Raw genomic sequence first — 20,484 nt, 5'->3', positions numbered from 1 at the left:
GGCTTGCCCGATCTGGATGTGGCCGAAGTGGCCCCAGTCGCATTGCCCCTGTTCACCGGGCAAGGTGCGCAGGCGCAAGTAGGCCTGTGCTGGGGGGCGCGGACGGTGGCGGGCGACGATGTGGCGAAAGTGGTCGGGGCGCCCCTCGTAACCGCGCTCGGCGGCCATGGTGTGCAGCCGGCTGGCCGTGAGGTTGGGGAACTGCTTCAAGGTCTCCTGGATAAAGGGCAGGTAGGGGGTCACGCCCGAAGTGCGTTGTGCGGGCACGATTGGGGCCGCGCCGGCCTGGGTGAGCACGCGCATGACGGTCTCGCGGTGCACGCCCAGCTGGGACGAGATGGTTCCCACCGGCCAGCGCTCGGCGTGGTGGTAGCGCAGGATCTGCGCCTTGAGTTCAGGTGAAATGGCCATGTGAGTCGGTACTCCATACGGAAGGTTGGGATGGATGGCGAAAGCGGCATCGCAGAAAGTCCTGACGCACAAAAGCCGAGACCGAACGGCCGCAAAACTGGCACTTGCAGCGCTGGCTTGCGTCTGGATTCAGAGCGGTTGCGTCGCTGGATGGGAGTACATCAGCGCAGGGCGGTGGTGGGCCACCCTGATGCGTCACTATTTGTTGGCGCGCGCGCCATTGCCCCTGGCGTGTGGCGTGAGCGTGGCGGCCCTTGCGGCTGTCCTGGTAGCGTTTGGCAGCGGCGCGCTGGGCGCAACTTCTGGCCTGGAGTGAGCAGACTGCGCTGCAGTAGCGCTGGCCGCGGTCGCAGTGGCTGCAGATGAGCACAGGGCTGCGACACAGGGCGCACAGAAAACGTCTGGGCGGTGGTGACGGCGGCTGTGGTGGTGCGTGTTGGGCAGTGGGCATGGGCGGTCCATTCCCATGCGTGGGCCCACGCTGCTGGACAGCCACGCCCGCTTCGTGAATACTGACAGCGGCAACGGCGCCCTCCAAAGCGGTGGGTCTCGGGGCGCGACAGTGGGTTTACCGGAAAGTGACTGTCACTGTCGCGCCTGCTTCTTACACAGGTAGGCGATATGTAACGCAAAACACCAGCGCTGCGCCATACCCCTGCGCTGGCTCAAGCCCGCTCGCCATGGCCAAAGCAGGCACGCTCAGGACACGTCTGTGCCCTGTGCAACGGGCACCCTTCGATTCAAAGGAAATTCAAAGCAGTCAGCTGACTGCCGCGGATGACCGCCACCGACTGCTTGCCGACACCAGATTTACGCGGGTTTAGAGCGCCGCTAACAGCAATAGTGAGTTCCACTGGGAAAGCCAAAAAACAACACTGAAATCATGAGCTTACGCGCAGCTCCTGAGAAGGTGGCTTGGCATTGTTAATCCCTCTTTCATAAAATGATGCGGGTGAAGGTTTGGATGGCTGGTTGCAAGGGTGCTTTGCTTTGGCGGAAGGGCCGTTGGTTTCTGCATCGCGGGTGCCGGCGCGAAAATGGCGACGAGCCATGTGTCGATTGGGTTCGCAACACTGTGTTGTAATCCACAGCGCATCACCTTTGAAATATGGCCGAACTGACAATTGCCTTCGTAGATTTGACCGGTAGCGTGTCTGTGTTTGAAACACTGGGCAACGACCGTGCGACGAAAGCGGTCACGAAGCTGACGCAGTGGATTGGCTCCGTGGGTCTGGAAAACGGCGGCAAAGTCGTCAAGATGCTGGGGGACGGCGTCTTGCTGTCATTCAGCAACAACCGCCACGCGGTCGAAACCATCATTCAGATACAGCAAGAGCACTCGAAGCGGGTGGCGCAGTGGCCCAACCGCCTGAAACTCATGATGCAAATTGGCATGGCCCGCGGCCAGGTGGTGCAAATTGACGGAGATTGTTTTGGCGATGCGGTGAATGTGGCCTCCCGTCTGAGCGATCTGGCCGGACCCGAGCAGATTCTGGTCACCGACCAGGTGATTCGCAAACTGGGTGTGCGCCATGGTGTGCGTAGCCGCACCCTCGGTCCCATGCGCATCAAGGGCAGGGCAGAGCCCTGTGAGGTGTTCCGTATCGAATGGCAGCCTGAAATGCTGTCGGAGTTTTTGACCTTGCCCTCCGACCTTCATCAACTGGGCGTGACCGCAGAATCGGTCTTTGGTGGCATTGAACTGGAGTGGCTGGACGCCAGCCGCACGTTCAACTTGACCGATCTGCCACTGAAGATCGGCCGAGTTCCAGAAGCCGACTTCGTGATCAACGACCCCCGCGTTTCGCGCCTGCACGCCAGTATCGACATCCGCTCGGGGAACTACGTGTTGGAAGATATCAGCAGCTACGGCACCTGGGTCCGCTTTGAGGGTGCTGAAAATGCAATTGCCTTGAGACGCCAGGAATGTTTGCTGCACAGCAACGGTGAAATCGCGATGGGCGCACCGTTCTCGGACTTCAGTGCGCCGACCGTGAGCTTCAAGCTGGTCGACGGCAGTCTGACGCTCGGTCGAAGTTTGATACAGGCCTGAACGGCACCGGTGCATTGACGGAGCGGGGGGACTACTTGAGGTTGCCCGACAGGAACTGCGCCAAGCGCTCACTCTTGGGACGTGCCAAAACTTCAGCTGGACGGCCTTGTTCTTCAATCTTGCCCTGGTGCAGAAAGATGAGGTGCGAAGACACCTCACGCGCAAAACCCATTTCGTGCGTCACCACCACCATGGTGCGCCCTTCTTCCGCCAGCAGCTTCATCACACGCAAGACCTCGCCCACCAACTCGGGGTCAAGGGCGCTGGTGGGTTCGTCAAACAGCATCACCGCGGGTTCGACAGCCAGCGCGCGCGCGATGGCCACGCGCTGCTGCTGCCCACCGCTCATGTGGGCTGGATAGCGGTCTTCGACGCCGCGAAGGCCTACCCGATCCAGATAGCGCCGAGCGGTTTCCACGGCTTTGTCGCGCGGGATTCCCAGCACGTTGACCGGCGCTTCAATGACGTTCTCGAGCACCGTCATGTGCGCCCAAAGGTTGAAGTGCTGGAACACCATGGCCAGCTTGGTGCGCAGACGCTGCAGTTGGGCTGCATCCACAGCTTGCAGTTCACCGAGGCGGTCGGCTTTGAGTCGCAGCTCTTCGCCGGCCAGCACAATGCGCCCGGTGTTGGGCTTTTCCAGCAGGTTGATACAGCGCAACAGGGTGCTTTTGCCCGATCCAGAGCTACCAATCAGACTGATCACGTCGCCCGCACGCGCCTGGAGCGACACGCCTTTGAGCACTTCGTTCGATCCAAACCGCTTGTGAATATTCTCAACCTCCAGGAGCGGACTGGCGGCGGATGGGGGCGCAATGTCAACAGGATTCATATCCAACAAGGTCTCGCGTAGATAGGGGAGGGTCTTCGCAGCGGTCAGGCACCCAGCAAATCACCGGAGCGGAAGGGTGTGCTGCCAGCGATTTTGCCCACCTCGCCACCGGCGACGATGTACCGCTCTTTGACCGTGGCATACAGCACGCCAGCGACATCCGCACACACCGCATGGACGCGGGAAGCGTCAGGGGCCGTCGGGTCAATCACTTCGGCCACCACGTCGCCGACTGCCATCATTTGCCCGGGTTGCGCCAGGAAAACCAGCACACCTGGCACTGGGGAACGCAGGGTTTGGGAGCCTGCAAGGGGTGTGGCTACACAAGGCAGGGGAGGTAAGGCTCTTCGATCCGACGTTTGCAACACACCAAGGTGTCCAAGGTAGGCCATCAGGGCTTCGGCATCCCGCATGGCGTGTGGATGGCTCACGTCGGATTCGCCGCGCAGTTCCACCGTGGTGCTGGCGCAGCCCTGTGGCAGCGGTACGGACAGGCCTGCGGCCTTCAGGTGATCGGACAGTTGCCACCACAGCCCTGACAGGCGCTCGTCAAACGGACCGCCACCCGATTCACGCGCCAGCAACACGGCCTGACAGCCCAGCAAGCGCGCCAGTGGCTCCAGGGATAGCCAGCAAGCTTCTTCGCTGTACAGGTGCAGGGTCGCTTCCCAATCGCAATGCAGGTCGATGACCACGTCGGCATCGTGAGACAGCAACAACAATTGACGTCGCAAGCTGTCCAGCTCGGTCAGGGGTTGCCATGCGTTCAGCCAGGCGGCGACGCTCTGGCGGACCGTGCTGACGTTGACCGCGGCGTCGGCACCCAGTTTGTCTTTCACATCGTCCAGCACGGCCAGGGCCAGATCGGGATAGTGGCGATTGAAGTTTTGTGCCGTGTCCAGTTCAAACCGACCCATTGCTTTGTGATCGAGTCGCTGAGCCAGACCAATCGGGTTGGCCGCCGGCACCAGCACCACCTGACCCAGCAAGAGGCCTTCGCGTTCCGCCGCTTCGAGGTGCGAGCGCAAGTGATGCGCCACCAGCATGCCTGGCAACTCTTCTGCGTGCAGGCTGGCCTGCACGTACACCTTGGGTCTTGCGGTGGATGGCCCAAACTGAAAGCTCACCAGGGTTTTCTGGCTACCCAGGCTGGGACTTAACAGGGGGTGTTCGGTGCGGTGCATGGAGTCAGGGAAGGCGATCGGTCCGCGGCGTCAATGACGACGTGGGGCCAAGTGGGCAAGAAAACGGCGCTCTGCGAGCCTGAACAGACCCACCAGGCTGAACGTGATGCACAGGTAAATCGCTGCCGCAAACAAATAGGCTTCAAAGGGAAGATAAAAGTCCGAGTAGATACGACTGGCAGCGGCGGTCACGTCCAGCATGGCCGGCACCGTGCTCGCCAAACTTGTGCTGTGAAGCATCATCACCACTTCGTTGCTGTAAGCCGGCAATGTGCGGCGCAGGGCGCTGGGCAAGACAATGCGGCGCATGGCCTGCACGCGGCTCATGCCCATGGCCTGTGCCGCTTCGATCTCTCCAGCGGCCGTTTCCCGAATGGCACCCGCCAGCATTTCAGCGGTGTAGCCTGCCGTGTTGAGGCTGAACGCCAGCAAGGCGCAGAAAAAGGGTTCTTTGAAATGGGTCCACGGCCACACGTCGTCCCAGCGGGTCTGGATCCACTCCAGTTGGGCGAGTCCGTAGTAGATCAGGTAGACCTGAATCAGCAGCGGCGTGCCGCGAATCACATAGGTGTAGACACCGACTAAAGCCCGCAACGGTGCAATGGAACTGGTGAGCGCAAGGGCAAAAAACACCGCGAGCACAGCGCCCACACCGAGGGAAGACAGCAGCAGCGTGAGCGTGGTCACAACCCCTTCGCCGTAAAGGGCCAAGGTATCGGGCTCAAAGATGACTTGCCATTTCATGTGCGCATCACCTCACACATGGCCGCGTTTCACACCCATGCTAAAGCGGCGCTCCAGCTTGCGCAGCGCCCAAAGGGACACCGATGTGTAAACAAGAAACAGACCTGCGGCAAAAAGGAAAAACGTGAACGGTTCGCGCGTGGCCGAGCTGGCCTGCTTGGCAAGGTAGGTCATTTCCTGCAAACCAATCAGGCTGATCAAGGCGGTTGCCTTGATCAGTACCAGCCAATTGTTGGTGAAGCCGGGCAGGGCATAGCGCACCATCTGGGGTGCGGTGATGCGCAAAAACGTGCGCAATGGGCCCATGCCAAAGGCCCAGGCGGCTTCCATTTGTCCTTTGGGTATTGACAAGATGGCCCCGCGGAAGGTTTCGGTCATGTACGCGCCGTAGATAAATCCAATGGTCAGTACACCGGCCAAGAACGGATTGATGTCCACCGTCGCCTTGCTCCCCAAAGCCTCCAAAAGGTTGTTGAGACCAATGGTGCCGCCGTAAAAGATCAGCAGCATCAGCACCAGCTCGGGCACCCCGCGCACCAGTGTGGTGTAAAGCGTGGCCAGCGCCACCAGCACCGGACGACCCGAGAGCTTGGCAGCTGCCCCGACCAGGCCCAGCAAGACCGCAAACACCAGCGCGGCCAACGAGACGCCCACCGTGAGGAGGGCGCCCTGCAGGATGGACGCGTAGTAGCCGCTCAAACGTTATTCGCCGTAAACATCGAAGTCGAAATACTTCTTGCTGACGGTTTCGTAAACACCGTTCGCACGAATGGCCTTGATAGCGCCGTTGAGTTCATCACGCAGCGCGGTTTCACCCTGGCGCAGAGCGATGCCCACGCCGTAACCGTAGTACTTCACGTCGTTCAGCACAGGGCCGACAAAGCCGTAACCCTGACCTTCAGGCTTGCTCAAGAAACCGCCGGTGACCTCGACAGAGTCGGCCACGGTACCGTCCAGACGGCCCGATTTGATATCCAGATAGACCTGATCTTGGGCTTCGTAAGGAACCACTTTAACGCCGGCGGGCTTCAGGTCACCCATCGCGTATTTCTCTTGGGTGGAGCCCTTGAGCACACCAATGTTCTTGCCCTTGAGGGAGCTCAGATCCGTGAACGGCGTGTCTGCCTTGACAACGATACGGCTGGGGGTGTTGTAGTACTTGTCGGTAAAGTCCACCACTTTTTTGCGGTCGTCGGTGATCGACATGGAACTGACGATCACGTCGTATTTCTTCGCCTGCAGGCCAGGGATCATGCTGTCCCACACCTGTTCTACGTACACGCATTTGCGCTTGATTTCGTTGCAAAGTGCCTCTGCGATGTCCACGTCAAAACCAGTGGGTTTGCCGTCAGCGGTTTTGAAGGTGAAGGGCTCATAGGTGGGATCAATGGCGACTTTCAACTCGGGCAGCTCAGCAGGCGCCGGAGCTGCCGCTGGAGCGGCTGCTGTCTCGGGCGCTGGGGCGGCCGGTGCAGGAGTTTCTGTTTTTCCACAGCCCACCAAGACTGCCGCACCAACAAGACTTAGGGACAAAAACAGGTTCTTCATGAGAGTCCTTCAATAAGTGTGAATTGTGTGATCTGCCAAATTGGTTGTTGGCAAGCCTTGTAATTGTAGGCTGGGGCAGACCAATTTCTGGCGTGCACCTTGCTGGTGTTTCCCCGCATGGGTGGTGGGTCTAACGCTCTGGTAGGCAATATTCACACCCAGTAGGCTTCTGAATATTTAACTATACATAATATACATCGTAGAATTAAAGAGTAATACCAAGCGGCCGCGCTGTTGGTTCCATATTGCCAAGGAAATCACTGAGAAGCTCATCCCGATGAGAACCCAGACTTGCTGGCGAACGCTTGCCTAAGATGGCAGGCGGCTTTACCAACGACCCGCGGGTTGTTGGCTGCGGACAAAGGCAGCGATGATGCCCGCTGCCTCAGCGCGACCGGCGCGCTGAGCAAAGTCGATGGCAGTCAAACCCTTTTCATTTTTCACCGAGCTGTCTGCGCCTTCTTCCAGGAGCAGTTTGACAACCGCTGGATTGCCGTAATGGGCAGCCATCATCAAGGGCGTGGTGCGGTTTGGGGACTCGGCATCTATGTACGCGTGGTGTTCAAGCAGCAGCCGAACCATGGCGATGCTGCCGGTCGCTTCATTAGACGCGGCGTAATGCAGCGGTGTCCAGCCGGGCTTGTTCACCTCGGCGCGGCGTTCGATCAAGCGTTTGGCTTGGGCCAGGTGACCTTTCAACGCTGCAATCATGAGTGGGCTCTCGCCTTGTGGATTGCGAGCCTCAACATCCACATTGGGCTGGGTGAGCAGAAAGTCCGCAACCTTGAGTGAGCCCTCGCGCAAGGCCAGCGTCAAGGCATGTTCGCTCTTCTCGTTGCGCGTGTTCAGGTCGAAACCGCGAAGCGTGAGTTCAATGACTTTGGACTCGTTGTCTTGTTGAACCGCTCGGAAATAGTCGTTGAATGAGCTGGCGAGCACCGTGCCAGAAACCACCATTAACAGAGCGAAAACAATACTCTTCGCCGATTTCTTAAAGTAATTTGTCATCGAATTCAACCCACGCTGCGGTTGAACAAGGCGTCAAAGTTGCGGCTGGTGATGTGGGCCACCTCTTCAACCGAAAGACCTTTGATCTCAGCAATTTGTTTGGCCACGAACGGCACGTAGGCGGGTGTGTTGGTTTTTCCGCGGTAGGGAACGGGCGCCAGATAAGGGCTGTCGGTTTCGATCAGGATGCGGTCCAGGGGCACAAAGGCCGCCACTTCGCGCAAGTCGGCAGCGTTGCGGAACGTGAGAATGCCAGAGAAAGAAATATAGAAATCGAGGTCCAGCGCTGCCCGCGCCACGGCCTCAGTTTCGGTGAAGCAATGAAAGACACCACGAGAACGCGCCTGCCCTGCCTGCGGATCGGCGGCAATGCCGAAGCCGCCCTCTTCTCGCAAGATCGCCAAGGTGTCGTCTGATGCACTGCGGGTGTGGATGACGAGCGGCAGATCGGTGATGCGCCCGGCCCTAATGTGGGTTCGATAGCGTTCGCGTTGCCAGGCCATGTCGGCCACGGTACGGCCATTCAATCGGTAGTAGTCCAGCCCGGTTTCACCGATACCCACCACTTTGGGCCGCTTGGCGCGGGACAGCAGGTTGTCCAGCGTCGGCTCTTGGACCCCTTCGTTGTCGGGGTGCACGCCCACGGTGGACCACAGGTTGGCGTTTTCTGTGGCCAGAGCATGCACGCCTTCAAACTCTTCCAGTGTGGTGCAAATGCACAGTGCCCGGTCAACCTGGGCTTGAGCCATGGCGGTCAAGATGGCTGGAAGGTCTTCCCGAAGCTCGGGGAAATTGAGGTGGCAGTGGGAGTCGGTAAACATGCGAGGGGGCAATCAATGGGTTGCACGCTCAGGCTCGGCCTGGGGTGACGCAGCCTGCCCCGAGCGCTCAGATGGTTTGTGTGGGACGGTCCGAACCCAGGCTGGCGCCCAGAATTTCTTCGATTTTGACTTTCAGCATGCGCGATTTTTCGTCGGCAGGAAAGCGGATGCCCACGCCTTGCGTGCGGGAGCCAGAGGCTTTGGCTGGCGTGATCCACGCCACCTTGCCGGCAACTGGGTAGCGTTGCGGGTCGTCGGGCAGACTGAGCAAAACATAGACGTCGTCGCCCAGGCGGTAGTCGCGGGAAGACGGTATGAAAATGCCACCGTCGGCAAACAGCGGGATGTAAGCCGCGTACAGCGCCGCCTTTTCCTTGATGGAAAGCTGGATGACGCTGGGACGTGCGGCGTTGGCCGATGGCGATGGGGCGGTGCTCATGAACGGCTAGTTTAGCGGCATTCGGTTGGCGTGTTGGTGTCCAAAGCACCGCACCGTGTGTGACTTTTTGCAGCCTTGGCCTGACGCCCCAGCGGCGCCTCAGCTTGCACTGCCGCCTGGGCTGAGCACTTGCCGGGTGCGCGCGGCCCAGGCTTCTTGCATCAAGCCGGCGTTGAAGGGGTGTTCTACCGTGCGCGCAGCGCCCATGAGTTCGCGCGACCAGGCGGCCAGCAGGGCCCAGCGCGGCGCTTTGGGCAGCGTGCTGGCGGGGAAAAATCGGGGGGTAGCGCCGGAGGCCGAGGCCATCAGGTCGTGACACAGCTTTTGCAACACGGCCAACTGGCGGGCTGCGGGCCAGTCGGCCAGCAAGGACCAGTCGCCACGGGCCAAGGCTTGTGGCAGCTGGGTCCACGCCTGCGCGTTGAGGCCGCTGCGCGCCCAGTCGAGCGCATCGGCGGGGCGCCCACCCGCGGCTTGCAGCCACACCTGGGCCTGTTCGAGCGTGGGCGCTTCTGCGCCTGGCTTACCCAGCATGCTCACCTGCGCTTGGAGCCAGTGCAACGCTTCTTCGGGCGCAGGCCACACCATGGCATGCCCCTGGCAGCGGCTGCGTATGGTGGGCAGCAGCTGGTGGGCGGCCTCGGTGGCGAGCACAAAACGCACTTCACCCACCGGCTCTTCAAGCGTTTTGAGCAAGGTGTTGGCCGCCTCCACATTCATGCGCTCAGCCGGGTACACCAAGATCACTTTGGTGCTGCCACGCGAGCGGGTGAACTGCGTGAAGCTCACGGCGTCGCGTGCCGCTTCCACCCGGATCAGCTTGCTGGCTTTGCGTTTCTTGTCGTCGATGTCTTTTTGCGAGACTTCGTCCAGGGGCCAGCCGAGCTCCAGGCTCAGCGTCTCGGGCATCAACACGCACAGGTCGGCGTGGGTGCGCACATCAATGGCATGGCAGCTGCCACAGTGACCACAGGCGCCCTGCTCTGTGGGTTGCTCACACAGCCAGGTGCGGGCCAGGGCCAGCGCCAGTTCGTACTGGCCCAGCCCTGAGGGGCCAGACAGCAACAAGGCGTGGCCGCGTTGGGCGAGCAGGCTGTGCAGTTGTTGCTGCAACCAGGGTGCCAGCGTTGGGGTAGGCAGACTGGTGCTCATGGCTGGACCTGTGGGCTGAGCCAGCCGCGCTGCACCACCGCCTGGTGCACGTTGCGCCAGACCGCGTCAACAGGCTGGTTGGCTGCAATGCGGGCAAAGCGGTTGGGTTGTTCGGCCAGGCGCTGGGCGTAGCCCGCGGCCACGCGGGTGAAGAAGGCAACGGGTTGGGATTCAAAGCGGTCTGGCACCCGGGCCGAAGCCAGGCGCTGCGCAGCCACATCGGGTGGCAGGTCAAACCAAACGGTCAGGTCGGGCTGTCGCAGCTGGCCGGGCTGTTCGGGCCGGGTTTGCACCCAAGTTTCCAGCTGGCGCAACACGCCCACGTCAAAACCGCGGCCGTAACCCTGGTAGGCAAAGGTCGCATCGGTAAAGCGGTCGCACAGGACAACGTCCCCCCGTGCCAGCGCGGGTTCGATCACTTGTTGCAGGTGGTCGCGCCGGGCGGCAAACATCAGCAAGGCTTCGCACAGCGGGTCCATGGCGTCGTTCAGCACCAGGGCTCGAAGCTTTTCTGCCAGCGGCGTGCCGCCGGGCTCTCGGGTCAGCGTGACTTGGCGACCCTGTGCACGAAAGGCGTCCGCCAAGCCTGCGATGTGGGTGGATTTGCCCGCGCCGTCAATACCTTCAAAGCTGATGAAAAGACCGGGCTGTGCCATGGAGATGAATGGAATGTGGGGCCGCAAAAGGGCCGTTTAACGACCCAGGATGTAGCGCCGCACCGCCGCATTGTGCTCTTCCAGCGTGGCGCTGAAATAGCTGGCGCCATCACCACGGGCCACAAAATACATGGCCTTGGTCGACGCTGGCTGCACGGCGGCCAGCAGCGAGTTGCGCCCGGGCATGGCAATGGGCGTGGGCGGCAGGCCCGCGCGGGTGTAGGTGTTGTAGGGGGTATCGGTTTGCAAGTCTGAGCGCCGAATGTTGCCGTCGAAGCGCTCGCCCAACCCGTAGATCACGCTGGGATCGGTCTGTAGCCGCATGCCGATGCGCAACCGGTTGCTGAACACGCCCGCCACCATGGCGCGGTCGCTTTCAAGACCGGTTTCTTTTTCAACGATGCTGGCCAGAATCAGGGCCTCATAGGGCGAGCGCAGTGGACTGTCGGGCGCGCGCTGGGCCCAGACTGCGTTCACCTGTTGTTCCATGGCTTGGGCGGCCTGGCGAAGCACGGCTGAAGCGGGCGTGTGCTTCACCATGCGGTAGGTGTCCGGGAAAAACTGCCCTTCGGGGTGGCGCCCAGGGTAGCCAATGCGGGCCATCAGGTCGGCCATGCTCAGCCCGTCAATGTCTTGCGTCAGGTCGGGTGAGCTGCGCACCGCTTGCAACACCTGGCGGATGTTCCACCCCTCTAGCAGGGTGAGGCTGCGCAGGGCCTGTTCACCACGCACCAGTTTGGAAAGCAGGCTGGCCGGCGTGGTGCCCGGGGCCAGTTCGTAGCTGCCTGCCTTGATCTTGCGCGAATCGCCCGAGAGCCGAAACCAGGCGTACAACAGCGCAGAAGGCGTCTGCACACCCGCTTTCACCAGGGTGTCGGCCACAGCGCGTGCCGACGTACCGGGTGCAATGGTCACTTCCAGCGGTGCCTCGGCGCTCACGGCATCGGGCATTTGCAAGGGGCGCTGCAGCCACCAAGCTGCGGCTGCGGCCGCACCCAGCCCCAGAATGACCAGGGCAAGCAGCAGTTTCAGCAGGCGTATCACAGCGGGTTGGGCGTCTGGAAAAAGAGTGGGGACAAGCGCGCCTGTGGGCGCGCTTCCATGGGCGGGTGATCATAATCGAGCGATCCGAATCCATCGAAAGCAGACACCGACATGAGCCATGCCACCGCCTTGGACCCCGCGTTTGACCCCACCCGTCTTCAGGGCGCTGCTCCCCTGCCCCATTGGGGTGTGATTCGTGCCCAGGGCGCCGATGCTGCCAAGTTTTTACACGGTCAGCTCACCCAGGACTTTTCGCTGCTGGGGCTGTCCGAAGCCCGCTTTGCGGCTTTTTGTTCAGCGAAAGGGCGCATGCAGGCCAGTTTTGTGGCCTTCAAACGCAGCCATGACGACATCTTGCTGGTGTGCAGCCGCGACCTGCTACCCGCCACACTCAAACGTTTGTCCATGTTTGTGCTGCGCGCCCAGGTCAAGCTGAGCGACGCCAGCGACGCCTTTGCCCTGTGGGGTGTGGCGGGAGCGGCGCCCTCAAACCTTCCAGAAAAACCATGGAGCACCACCGCAACTGCCGATGGCGCCCAATGGGTGCGCCTGTACCCGGCTGCTGGTGTGGCGCGTGCCCTGTGGGTGGCGCCGGTGGTGGACGGCGTGGCGCCTCAGCCCGAAGCGCCCCTGTTGGACACCGCGCACTGGGCGTGGCTGGACGTGATGGGTGGTGTGGCCACCCTCACCCAACCCATCGTGGAAGCCTTTGTGCCGCAGATGCTGAATTACGAGTCGGTCGGCGGCGTGAACTTCAAGAAGGGCTGCTACCCGGGCCAGGAGGTGGTGGCGCGCAGCCAGTTCCGGGGCACGCTGAAGCGCCGGGCCTACCTGGTGCAAGCCAATGCACCCCTGGCAGTGGGGCAAGAGGTGTTTCACGACAGCGACGCCGAGCAACCCTGTGGCACCGTGGCAGCTGCAGCGCCCTGCCCGGCTGGTGGCTGGCACGCGCTGGTGTCGATGCAAACCCGTGCCGCAGAGGGTGGCGCGCTGCATGTGGGCAGCGCGCAAGGACCTGCGCTGACCGTGCTGCCCCTGCCCTACCCGTTGCTCGACGACATTTGACCCGCCCCTGACCGAGCGCCCCCATGTGCCTGATCGCCTTTGCGATTGATGCCCACGCAGCCTGCCCGCTGTTGATTGCGGCCAACCGAGACGAGTTTTTCGATCGTCCGACTGCGGGCCTGCACCGCTGGACACTGCCCTCGGGGACCGACGTGGTGGCTGGGCGCGACCTTCGCGACGGCGGAACCTGGTTGGGTGTGAGCACCGGCGGGCGTGTGGCCATGTTGACCAATGTGCGGGATGGCCAGCCTGGGTCTGGCCGGCGCAGCCGGGGTGAACTGCCCACGCGCTGGCTTGCTGGCGACCTAGACTTGCATGGACTGCAAGCCGGCATAGCCCCCGCCGACTATGGCGGCTTCAACTTGGTGGTGGGCGATCTGCACCAGGGCCATTGGGCCTGGCTGGGCAACCGCCACCCGGCACGCCCGCATGAACCCGATGCAAGCCAGCTGTATACCCAACGCCTCCAACCAGGTGTCTACGGCTTGTCCAACGCCACACTGAGCACCCCTTGGCCCAAGACGCAGCGGCTCACGCAGGCGCTCGAAGCGTCGCTTGACCACGCAGCGCAGCCCTCGACTGGCGCCCTTTGGTGGGCTGACCTGCAACAGGCCTTGCTGGATGACCAGCTGGCAGCAGATGGCGATTTGCCGCGCACCGGAGTAGACGTGGACCTGGAGCGGCAGTTGTCCAGCCCGTTTGTGCGCATGCCCGAGCGTGGCTACGGCACGCGCAGCAGCCTGGTGGTGCGCGTCCAGCCGCAAGCGCAAGCGCAACCGCTGGGATACTGGCAGGTCAGCCTGGACGAATGGACCCACGCACAGGCCCCGACAGCGCCCGGTGCGGTCCACACCGCGGGCGCTGCGCCGCCGGTGCACCGCAGCGAAACCCTGGTGTGGTAACCACGTCGCCCATCGCCGGCCCCTGACTTATGGGCTGGCGGCAGGCTTTTGCTGCAATTGGGGCCACAAGCCTTGCGGGATCATGTTGAGCGTGTTTTGCTGCTGGCCGGGCGGCGTGGCGTCCATGGCTGAGCGGAAATAGTCCATCGCCTTGCCAATGTCGCCCTTGCCCACCCAGGCGTTGCCCAGCTTGGCATCACCATCCAGCTTGCTGCCCGGCCAGCCTTGGTTGCGCAGCTCGATCGCCCGGATGGCCAGGTCCCAGTCTTGCGCGCGCATGGCCAGCACATAACCGGTGTTGACCATGTCGTAGTCGAACTTGCCTGCGGTGATGTCTTCACGCGCCATCGCCAGCGCCTGGGGCTCGTTGCCATTGCGGCTGAGCAAGATCACCTCCAGCGAGCGCACCGACAAGGCCTTGGGCTGCAGCACCTTGGCGCGCTCCAGCATGGCCATGGCTTGGTCGGGCTGGCCCATCTGGGCGTAGCCGCGCGCCACGTTGCTCATGATGGCGGTGACGTAAGGGCGCGAGCCCAGCACCGATTCCCAGATCCACACCGCATTTTTCCAGTCGCCCCATTTGGCCAGCTCGTCGGCCACCATGGGGGTGATCTTGCGGTAGTGGGGGTTGATGTCGATCCCTTCCTTGATCATGCGCAGCATGTCTTCGCGGGGCTTGATCCATTTCGGGTTGTTGAAGTCGCCCGACCGGCTCACCGAGAGCGCAATCTTGGTGGCGTTGACGATCAGGCGCTCGCTGGCCACCGCCTGCTGGGTGATGTAAGCCGCCAAAGCCAGGCAACCCAGGGTGGCGATGGCACCCGCCTGAGAAAAAGCCGGTTTCCAGGACAGTCGGGCGGCGGCCGTCCAGCCACGCTGCGCCAGGCGCGCGTCAGACGCCGCCAGAATACCCAGGCACACGGCAAACAAGGCGCCGGTGCTGGCCATGCGCCAAGGGAAACCCGCGTTGCTGACAATCAAAAAGGCCATCAGCGCGGCCAGTGTGCTGCCACGCAACATGCCCTCGGTCTGAGCGTCTTCGCCTTTGAGCGTTAGGGTGCGCCAGGCAGCGCGGGCCAGATAGCCCAGCAAGCCGAGCAAAAACAACCAGCCTGCCAGCCCGTATTCGGCCAGCAACTGCAGTATCTCGTTGTGCACGTAGTAGTCGGTTTCAAGCTGTGCACCTTCGTTCTGGTAGAGCGGCAGATCCACTTCCCAGGCGCCAGCACCCACGCCGCTCAGGGGGCGCTGCGCAATGATGCGGCCCGTGGCTTGCCACATGACCATGCGGATCGAGATCGAACCGGATTCGTACTCTTTTTGCTCTGCCATCGTCAGCGCCCGCGCGAAAGCGCGCTCCAACGCGTTGTTCCCCACGTTTTCGGCCACCATTTTGGGGTTGCCGGTGCTGATCAGCCCCAAACCCAACACCGTGGCAACCAGCACGCCACCGGCCAGAATACGCCGGCCTGCGTCCCAGCTAGACATGGCCAGGTGCTGGCGGTAGCGCCACAGCAGCACGGGGGTCACCAGCAGCAGAGCCACGAAGGCCAGCAAGGCCGAGCGGGTGCCCGTCATGAACATCGCAACCAGGTTGAAACCCAGGGAAAACGCCAAAAGCGCCACCGTGGCGCTGTTGCGTGCGCGGGTCAGCAGATAGACCGAAAACGGCAGCGTGCACACCACAAATTCGGCAAAGAAGTTGCGGTTGACAAAGGTGGAGGCTGGATTGGGGCCTTGGGGGAAAAACGTGAAATCGACCCAAAACTGCAGGGCCGTCCAGAGGGATGCAAAAAAAGCACCCGCATGGATGCCCCAGGCCAGGGTGGGCAGGCGCTCGCGGTCCAGCGTGTTCAGGCCCAGCCAGAGCAGGATGGAAAAAATGAACCACCGGATGGCTTCGACCCCGCCGAGGTAGGTGTGTGACCAGGCCATGCTGCCCAGGGCATAGGCCATGAGCAACAGCGGCAGCCAGACCACGGCGTGCCAGCGCAGCGCCTGGTTGCGGTTGCGCTGGTTCCAGAAAAAGAACAGGGCCGCGCCCAGCGCAGCAAACGACACGATGATGGATTTCAGCGTGTCCTGAATCATTTCCTCATTGGGCACGCCCAACGCCGGCGCCAAAAACATCATGAGCGCCAGGATGGCCACCGTCCAGTCGCCCTGGGAGGCCTCGCCAGGCAGGGTTAGCGCACCCACCGGACTGGGCACGCGTGCGGCGGGCGCTGCACTGGGCGCTGGCGCACTGGCTGGACGGTGGGTGGAGGTGCTGGCGCCCGGGACGGGCGGCGCATTGCGCTTTTTCTTGGCCATGGAACTGCTGCGGTCTGGGTGTGTGGCGGGGTGGACGATCCACTGCGCACGCGGTACCGGCTCATGGGCGCCTGCAGAGCGGCCGAGTCAGTACCAAAGTTCGCTATTGTCGCTTGACCCAGAGGGCGGCACCGCTCACGCGGTCCAGGGGGAGTCAGAGTTTCGTGAACATCTCCACATGGTCGATCCCGGCCTCTACAAAAGGCGCTCCCCGCTGCTGGTAACCCAGGCGGCTGTAAAAACCCTCGGCGCTGCGCTGGGCGTGCAGCACCACCTCATCCGCGCCCTGCGCTCGGGCTGCGTTCATCAGTGCGTGGAGCACGTCGCGCCCCAGGTAGCCGCCGCGCAGCACCCGGTTCACCGCCATCCGGCCCACCTTCACCTTGCCCGCCTGGCCCTCCAGGTAGCGCCCGGTGGCCACCGGCACACCCAGGCGGTTGTAGGCCACGGCGTGTACCGCGGTGGCGTCGGCCGCGTCCCATTCCAGTTCTTTGGGAATGCGTTGCTCGTGCACAAACACCTCTGTGCGGATGCGCTGCGCGTCGGGCCCCAGCGTGCTCCAGGGCCCCACCTGCACCGTGCTCATGGCTTCGCCGGCCTCGAAACCCAGCATGATCTCGCGCAAGGCAGGCGGCACCGGCTTCGACTTCTGGGTGGCCGGGTCGGCAAATACATACACAATTTCGCCCGTGATCAGGTGCTCGTCACCCCGGAAAATGGCGCCCGTGAAGGTCAAGGACGACGTGCCGATGCGGCTGCATTGCATGGCCACCTCAATCTGGTCGTCCACCCGCGCCGAAGCGTGGAATTCGACCGTGGCTTTCACCACATACAAGTCGCCTTCCAGCGCGTCCATGGTGGGCTGGTACGGCAGGCACAGCGCTCGCCAGTAATCGGATATGGCGGTGTCGAAATACATCAGGTAGTGGGCGTTGAACACGATCTTCTGCATGTCCACCTCGGCCCAGCGCACGCGCATGCGGTGAAAAAAACGAAAGTCAGAGCGTTTCAAAGTGGTCATTCAGGTGTCTCCAAAGGCGTGACGCAGCGCGCGCGCAGCGTCGTTGTGGGCGGTCAGCGCCTGCGGGATGGCGCGGCCGAAATTGATGAAACCATGCACCACGCCGGCGTAAATCTCCAGGTCCACCGGCACACCGGCCATGCGCAGGCGGTCGGCGTACAGCAGGCCCTCGTCGGTGAGCGGGTCGCATTCGGCCAGGCCCACCCAGGCGGGTGCCACGCCGTCCAGATCGATCACCTGGCCGGTGCCGTCCACGCCGTCCAGCGGGGCAAAGCGCCAGTCGTCGCGGTCGGCCGGGCTGCGCAGGTAATGGTTAAAAAAGTAGGTGATGTGCGGCTCTTCAAGCAAAAAGCCTTTGGCAAAGGTGTGGTGCGAAGGCGTGTTCTGGTGACCGGCGCAGCCGGGGTAATACAGCAACTGCAGCGCCAGTGGCCAGCCGGCATCGCGCGCGGCAATGGCGGTCACCGCCGCCAACGTGCCGCCCGCGCTGTCGCCACCCACGGCGATGCGCGAACCGTCCAGCTGCAGTGCAGCGGCGTTGTCGCGCAACCAGGCCAGGCTGTCCCAGGTGTCTTCCACGGCGGTAGGAAATTTCCATTCGGGCGCCAGCCGGTAGTCCAGCGACACCACCGCGCAGCGGCCCAGGTGGGCCAAGTGGCGGCACAGCCTTTCGTGGGTGGCCACACTGCCCACCGTGAAACCACCGCCATGCAGGTAAAGCAGCACCGGCAGCGGGTGCTCGGCTTGCGGCGCAAACAGGCGCGCGTGCAGCTCAAAACCATCGCGGGCCGGAAGCTTCAGGTCCTCCACCCGAGCCAGTTTGTGGGGCGCTATGTCGAGCACGGTGGCGCCCGCTTCGTACGACAGTTTGGCTTGCGCCGGCGTGAGCGCATGCATGGGTGGGTGTCCGGCGCGGGCCATGCGGTCGAGCAGCCCACGCATCAGCGGCGTGAGCAGAGCGCGGGGGTTCTTGTGGTGCGACATGGGTGCGCATTGTGGCTGTCTTTTGCGGGACCGGCCGTCGCGCGGGCGGCATTGGCATTGGGCGAGCGCAGCCGTATAGTTTTGCTTTGTTTTATCCCATCACCACACGAGACGCGCATGGCCCAAATTCTGTATGTGACCAACATCCTGATCGAGTTCGGCGCCCTGGCGCAACTGCAGGCCGAATGCAAGCGGGTGGGCATCACCCGCCCGCTCATCGTCACCGACGCTGGCGTGCGTGTAGCGGGCTTGCTGGAAAAAGCGCGGGCTGCCTTGCCCGGTGTGCCACTGGCGGTGTTTGATGAAACACCGTCCAACCCCAACGAAGCGGCGGTGCGTGCGGCGGTGGCGGTGTACCAGCGAGAAGGCTGCGACGGCTTGATAGCGCTGGGCGGCGGCAGCTCCATCGACTGCGCCAAGGGCGTGGCCATTGCCGCCACCCACGAAGGCCCGCTGAAGACCTACGCCACCATTGAGGGCGGCTCGCCCAAAATCACCGACCGCGTGCCCCCCCTGATTGCGGTACCCACCACCGCCGGCACCGGCAGCGAAGTGGCGCGCGGCGCCATTGTGATCGTGGACGATGGCCGCAAGCTCGGCTTTCACAGCTGGCACCTGGTGCCCAAAACCGCCCTGCTCGACCCGGAACTCACCTTGGGCCTGCCGCCCATGCTCACCGCGGCCACCGGCATGGACGCCATTGCCCACTGCATGGAAACCTTCATGGCTCCCGCCTTCAACCCGCCGGCAGACGGCATTGCGCTGGACGGCCTTGAGCGCGGCTGGGCGCACATTGAGCGCGCCACCCACGACGGGCAAGACCGCGAAGCGCGCCTGAACATGATGAGCGCCAGCATGCAAGGCGCCATGGCGTTTCAAAAGGGGCTGGGTTGCGTGCACTCGCTCAGCCACAGCCTGGGCGGCGTGAATCCGCGCTTGCACCACGGCACCTTGAACGCGCTGTTTTTGCCGGCCGTGATTGCGTTCAACGCCGAAGCGGAGTCGATGCAGAAAGAGCGCCGCCTGGACCGCATGGCACATGCCATGGGCTTGCGCAGTGGGCGCGACATACCGCAAGCCATTCGCGACATGAATGCCCGCCTGGGTTTGCCCACCGGCTTGGCTGCGCTGCACGTGGAGCGGGCGTGGTTTGAAAAAATCATCACCGGCGCGCTGGCCGATCACTGCCACAAGACCAACCCCCGCACCGCCAGCGTGGCCGACTACCGCGAGATGCTGGAAGCGTCGATGTAAGCGGCCCTGGGCGCGTGAGCCGAGCGCGCGGCTTCAGGCCGTGTTCAGCGCTCGGTCAGTGCTCGTGATTGTGCAGGCGTGCGCCCACATGCACTTCACCACGCGCTTCGGCCAGCTCCACCTGGCGCTGGCGTTCTGCCAGGTGGGCTTTTTGTTCCGGGCTGCGCTTGTCGTGGCATTGCGGGCAGCTCACGCCTTTGACGTAAAGCGGTGACGCCTTGTCTTGCGCGCTGAGCGGCCAGCGGCACGAGCGGCACAGGCCATAGGGACCGGGCTGCAGGCCGTGGCCCACGCTCACGCGTTCGTCAAACACAAAACACTCACCTTCCCAGGTGCTCTCTTCGGCCGGCACTTCTTCGAGGTACTTCAGGATGCCGCCCTCCAGGTGGTACACCTCGTCAAAACCACGCATTTTCATCAGCGCGGTGGACTTCTCGCAGCGGATGCCGCCGGTACAAAACATGGCGACCTTGGTCTTTTTGCCAACGCCGGCCTGCAGCGCAGGCTGGGCGTCCAGCCAGGCCGGCAGCTCGGTGAAGGTTTTGATGTTGGGGTTGATCGCCCCCTTGAACGTGCCAATGACCACCTCGTAGTCGTTGCGGGTGTCGATCACCACCACGTCCGGGTCGGCCAGCAAGGCGTTCCAGTCTTGTGGCTTCACGTACTGGCCCACCGTTTTGTTGGGGTCCAGTTCGGGCACCCGCAGGGTGACAATTTCTTTTTTCAGCCGCACCTTCATGCGTAAAAAAGGTGGCTTGTCGGCCCAGGCTTCTTTGTGCTGCAGGCTGGCCAGGCGCGGGTCGGCGTGCAGGTGGGCCAGCACGGCGCGCACACCGGCCTCGGGCCCGGCAATGGTGCCGTTGATGCCTTCGCTGGCCAGCAGCAGCGTGCCCTTCACCTGGTGCGCCTCGCAGCAAGCCAGCAGGGGCTCGCGCAGGGCCACGTAGTCGGGCAGGTCCACAAACTTGTAGAGCGCGGCCGTCAGGTAGCGCGGGAGTGTTGCCTCCATGGGTGTGTCGGCAGAAAGGGAATTAGTCACAGAAGTCATAGGGG

The 20,484-nt window shown here is 62.8% G+C and carries 19 protein-coding genes and 1 pseudogene; 4 read left to right on the top strand and 16 right to left on the bottom strand.

Annotated elements, in window-relative coordinates:
* Nucleotides 1-411: pseudogene (locus tag AC0GNR_RS12570) on the bottom strand (IS21 family transposase); the annotation flags it as partial.
* Nucleotides 412-1,519: 1,108 nt separating this feature from the next.
* On the opposite strand from AC0GNR_RS12570, the gene AC0GNR_RS12565 reads away from it, so the two are divergent.
* The gene (locus tag AC0GNR_RS12565; protein WP_472901297.1) at nt 1,520-2,464 is read left to right on the top strand and encodes an FHA domain-containing protein; all 945 of its coding nucleotides are present in this window, start codon (nt 1,520-1,522) and stop codon (nt 2,462-2,464) included.
* Between the two features lie 31 nt (nt 2,465-2,495).
* Here the strand turns inward: AC0GNR_RS12565 and AC0GNR_RS12560 are convergent, their stop codons facing one another.
* The 11 genes from AC0GNR_RS12560 to mltG all read right to left on the bottom strand — a co-directional run bounded on the left by AC0GNR_RS12560 (nt 2,496) and on the right by mltG (nt 11,889).
* Nucleotides 2,496-3,296 carry an ABC transporter ATP-binding protein gene (locus tag AC0GNR_RS12560; RefSeq protein ID WP_472901296.1) on the bottom strand — a complete coding sequence of 267 codons (801 nt, stop codon included), beginning with the start codon at nt 3,294-3,296 and terminating at the stop codon, nt 2,496-2,498.
* A 44-nt stretch (nt 3,297-3,340) separates the two neighbouring features.
* Nucleotides 3,341-4,480 carry a M14 family metallopeptidase gene (locus AC0GNR_RS12555; RefSeq protein WP_472901295.1) on the bottom strand — a complete coding sequence of 380 codons (1,140 nt, stop codon included), beginning with the start codon at nt 4,478-4,480 and terminating at the stop codon, nt 3,341-3,343.
* Nucleotides 4,481-4,510: 30 nt separating this feature from the next.
* Entirely contained in the window at nt 4,511-5,224 is a 714-nt protein-coding gene (locus tag AC0GNR_RS12550) for an ABC transporter permease (protein WP_472901294.1), read from the bottom strand.
* 12 nt (nt 5,225-5,236) lie between these two features.
* Entirely contained in the window at nt 5,237-5,923 is a 687-nt protein-coding gene (locus tag AC0GNR_RS12545; protein WP_472901293.1) for an ABC transporter permease, read from the bottom strand.
* A 3-nt stretch (nt 5,924-5,926) separates the two neighbouring features.
* Nucleotides 5,927-6,772 carry an ABC transporter substrate-binding protein gene (locus AC0GNR_RS12540; RefSeq protein ID WP_472901292.1) on the bottom strand — a complete coding sequence of 282 codons (846 nt, stop codon included), beginning with the start codon at nt 6,770-6,772 and terminating at the stop codon, nt 5,927-5,929.
* Between the two features lie 327 nt (nt 6,773-7,099).
* Nucleotides 7,100-7,780 (bottom strand): ankyrin repeat domain-containing protein, encoded by a 681-nt coding sequence (locus AC0GNR_RS12535; RefSeq protein ID WP_472901291.1) that lies wholly within the window; start codon nt 7,778-7,780, stop codon nt 7,100-7,102.
* Nucleotides 7,781-7,785: 5 nt separating this feature from the next.
* Nucleotides 7,786-8,601 (bottom strand): TatD family hydrolase, encoded by an 816-nt coding sequence (locus AC0GNR_RS12530; RefSeq protein WP_472901290.1) that lies wholly within the window; start codon nt 8,599-8,601, stop codon nt 7,786-7,788.
* 67 nt (nt 8,602-8,668) lie between these two features.
* Nucleotides 8,669-9,040, bottom strand: a complete 372-nt coding sequence (locus tag AC0GNR_RS12525) for a PilZ domain-containing protein (RefSeq protein ID WP_472901289.1) — start codon at nt 9,038-9,040, stop codon at nt 8,669-8,671.
* Nucleotides 9,041-9,139: 99 nt separating this feature from the next.
* Nucleotides 9,140-10,192, bottom strand: a complete 1,053-nt coding sequence (locus AC0GNR_RS12520; RefSeq protein WP_472901288.1) for a DNA polymerase III subunit delta' — start codon at nt 10,190-10,192, stop codon at nt 9,140-9,142.
* On the bottom strand, nt 10,189-10,848 hold the full coding sequence (gene tmk / locus AC0GNR_RS12515; protein ID WP_472901287.1) for a dTMP kinase: 660 nt from the start codon (nt 10,846-10,848) through the stop codon (nt 10,189-10,191). Before tmk ends, AC0GNR_RS12520 begins: the two co-directional genes overlap by 4 nt.
* Before the next feature lie 36 nt (nt 10,849-10,884).
* Entirely contained in the window at nt 10,885-11,889 is a 1,005-nt protein-coding gene (gene mltG, locus AC0GNR_RS12510) for an endolytic transglycosylase MltG (RefSeq protein WP_472901299.1), read from the bottom strand.
* Nucleotides 11,890-12,003: 114 nt separating this feature from the next.
* On the opposite strand from mltG, the gene ygfZ reads away from it, so the two are divergent.
* Together ygfZ and AC0GNR_RS12500 are read left to right on the top strand one after the other, a co-directional pair.
* Complete coding sequence (gene ygfZ, locus AC0GNR_RS12505) at nt 12,004-12,957, top strand: CAF17-like 4Fe-4S cluster assembly/insertion protein YgfZ (RefSeq protein WP_472901286.1); 954 nt, start codon at nt 12,004-12,006, stop codon at nt 12,955-12,957.
* A 23-nt stretch (nt 12,958-12,980) separates the two neighbouring features.
* Nucleotides 12,981-13,859, top strand: a complete 879-nt coding sequence (locus tag AC0GNR_RS12500; RefSeq protein ID WP_472901285.1) for an NRDE family protein — start codon at nt 12,981-12,983, stop codon at nt 13,857-13,859.
* Nucleotides 13,860-13,886: 27 nt separating this feature from the next.
* On the opposite strand, the gene AC0GNR_RS12495 is transcribed toward AC0GNR_RS12500, so the two are convergent.
* The 3 genes from AC0GNR_RS12495 to AC0GNR_RS12485 form a co-directional block, all read right to left on the bottom strand.
* Nucleotides 13,887-16,172, bottom strand: coding sequence for an O-antigen ligase family protein (locus AC0GNR_RS12495; protein ID WP_472901284.1), 2,286 nt, complete (start codon nt 16,170-16,172; stop codon nt 13,887-13,889).
* Between the two features lie 154 nt (nt 16,173-16,326).
* On the bottom strand, nt 16,327-17,193 hold the full coding sequence (locus AC0GNR_RS12490) for a YbgC/FadM family acyl-CoA thioesterase (protein WP_472901283.1): 867 nt from the start codon (nt 17,191-17,193) through the stop codon (nt 16,327-16,329).
* The gene (locus tag AC0GNR_RS12485) at nt 17,194-18,177 is read right to left on the bottom strand and encodes an alpha/beta hydrolase (protein ID WP_472901282.1); all 984 of its coding nucleotides are present in this window, start codon (nt 18,175-18,177) and stop codon (nt 17,194-17,196) included.
* Nucleotides 18,178-18,294: 117 nt separating this feature from the next.
* Between AC0GNR_RS12485 and AC0GNR_RS12480 the strand changes: the two genes are divergently transcribed.
* A complete protein-coding gene (locus AC0GNR_RS12480) occupies nt 18,295-19,431 on the top strand; it encodes an iron-containing alcohol dehydrogenase (protein ID WP_472901281.1) in 1,137 nt (378 codons plus the stop codon).
* 55 nt (nt 19,432-19,486) lie between these two features.
* Here AC0GNR_RS12480 and trhO read toward each other — a convergent pair whose 3' ends face one another.
* Nucleotides 19,487-20,479: an oxygen-dependent tRNA uridine(34) hydroxylase TrhO gene (gene trhO, locus AC0GNR_RS12475; RefSeq protein WP_472901280.1), complete on the bottom strand. Its 993-nt coding sequence runs from the start codon at nt 20,477-20,479 to the stop codon at nt 19,487-19,489.
* Nucleotides 20,480-20,484: the final 5 nt, after the last annotated feature.

Source organism: Hydrogenophaga sp. LT287 (assembly GCF_055702805.1).
This window is presented reverse-complemented; position numbering and strand designations above follow the sequence as displayed.

What these genes read in the sequence shown, in the direction of transcription:
- tmk (WP_472901287.1), bottom strand. Translation starts at nt 10,848, where the DNA reads ATGGCACAGCCCGGTCTTTTCATCAGCTTTGAAGGTATTGACGGCGCG.
- ygfZ (WP_472901286.1), top strand. Translation starts at nt 12,004, where the DNA reads ATGAGCCATGCCACCGCCTTGGACCCCGCGTTTGACCCCACCCGTCTT.
- AC0GNR_RS12530 (WP_472901290.1), bottom strand. Translation starts at nt 8,601, where the DNA reads ATGTTTACCGACTCCCACTGCCACCTCAATTTCCCCGAGCTTCGGGAA.
- AC0GNR_RS12495 (WP_472901284.1), bottom strand. Translation starts at nt 16,172, where the DNA reads ATGGCCAAGAAAAAGCGCAATGCGCCGCCCGTCCCGGGCGCCAGCACC.
- AC0GNR_RS12560 (WP_472901296.1), bottom strand. Translation starts at nt 3,296, where the DNA reads ATGAATCCTGTTGACATTGCGCCCCCATCCGCCGCCAGTCCGCTCCTG.
- AC0GNR_RS12485 (WP_472901282.1), bottom strand. Translation starts at nt 18,177, where the DNA reads ATGTCGCACCACAAGAACCCCCGCGCTCTGCTCACGCCGCTGATGCGT.
- AC0GNR_RS12565 (WP_472901297.1), top strand. Translation starts at nt 1,520, where the DNA reads ATGGCCGAACTGACAATTGCCTTCGTAGATTTGACCGGTAGCGTGTCT.
- AC0GNR_RS12555 (WP_472901295.1), bottom strand. Translation starts at nt 4,480, where the DNA reads ATGCACCGCACCGAACACCCCCTGTTAAGTCCCAGCCTGGGTAGCCAG.
- AC0GNR_RS12540 (WP_472901292.1), bottom strand. Translation starts at nt 6,772, where the DNA reads ATGAAGAACCTGTTTTTGTCCCTAAGTCTTGTTGGTGCGGCAGTCTTG.
- AC0GNR_RS12500 (WP_472901285.1), top strand. Translation starts at nt 12,981, where the DNA reads ATGTGCCTGATCGCCTTTGCGATTGATGCCCACGCAGCCTGCCCGCTG.
- AC0GNR_RS12535 (WP_472901291.1), bottom strand. Translation starts at nt 7,780, where the DNA reads ATGACAAATTACTTTAAGAAATCGGCGAAGAGTATTGTTTTCGCTCTG.
- AC0GNR_RS12550 (WP_472901294.1), bottom strand. Translation starts at nt 5,224, where the DNA reads ATGAAATGGCAAGTCATCTTTGAGCCCGATACCTTGGCCCTTTACGGC.
- AC0GNR_RS12520 (WP_472901288.1), bottom strand. Translation starts at nt 10,192, where the DNA reads ATGAGCACCAGTCTGCCTACCCCAACGCTGGCACCCTGGTTGCAGCAA.
- AC0GNR_RS12525 (WP_472901289.1), bottom strand. Translation starts at nt 9,040, where the DNA reads ATGAGCACCGCCCCATCGCCATCGGCCAACGCCGCACGTCCCAGCGTC.
- AC0GNR_RS12490 (WP_472901283.1), bottom strand. Translation starts at nt 17,193, where the DNA reads ATGACCACTTTGAAACGCTCTGACTTTCGTTTTTTTCACCGCATGCGC.
- AC0GNR_RS12480 (WP_472901281.1), top strand. Translation starts at nt 18,295, where the DNA reads ATGGCCCAAATTCTGTATGTGACCAACATCCTGATCGAGTTCGGCGCC.
- trhO (WP_472901280.1), bottom strand. Translation starts at nt 20,479, where the DNA reads ATGACTTCTGTGACTAATTCCCTTTCTGCCGACACACCCATGGAGGCA.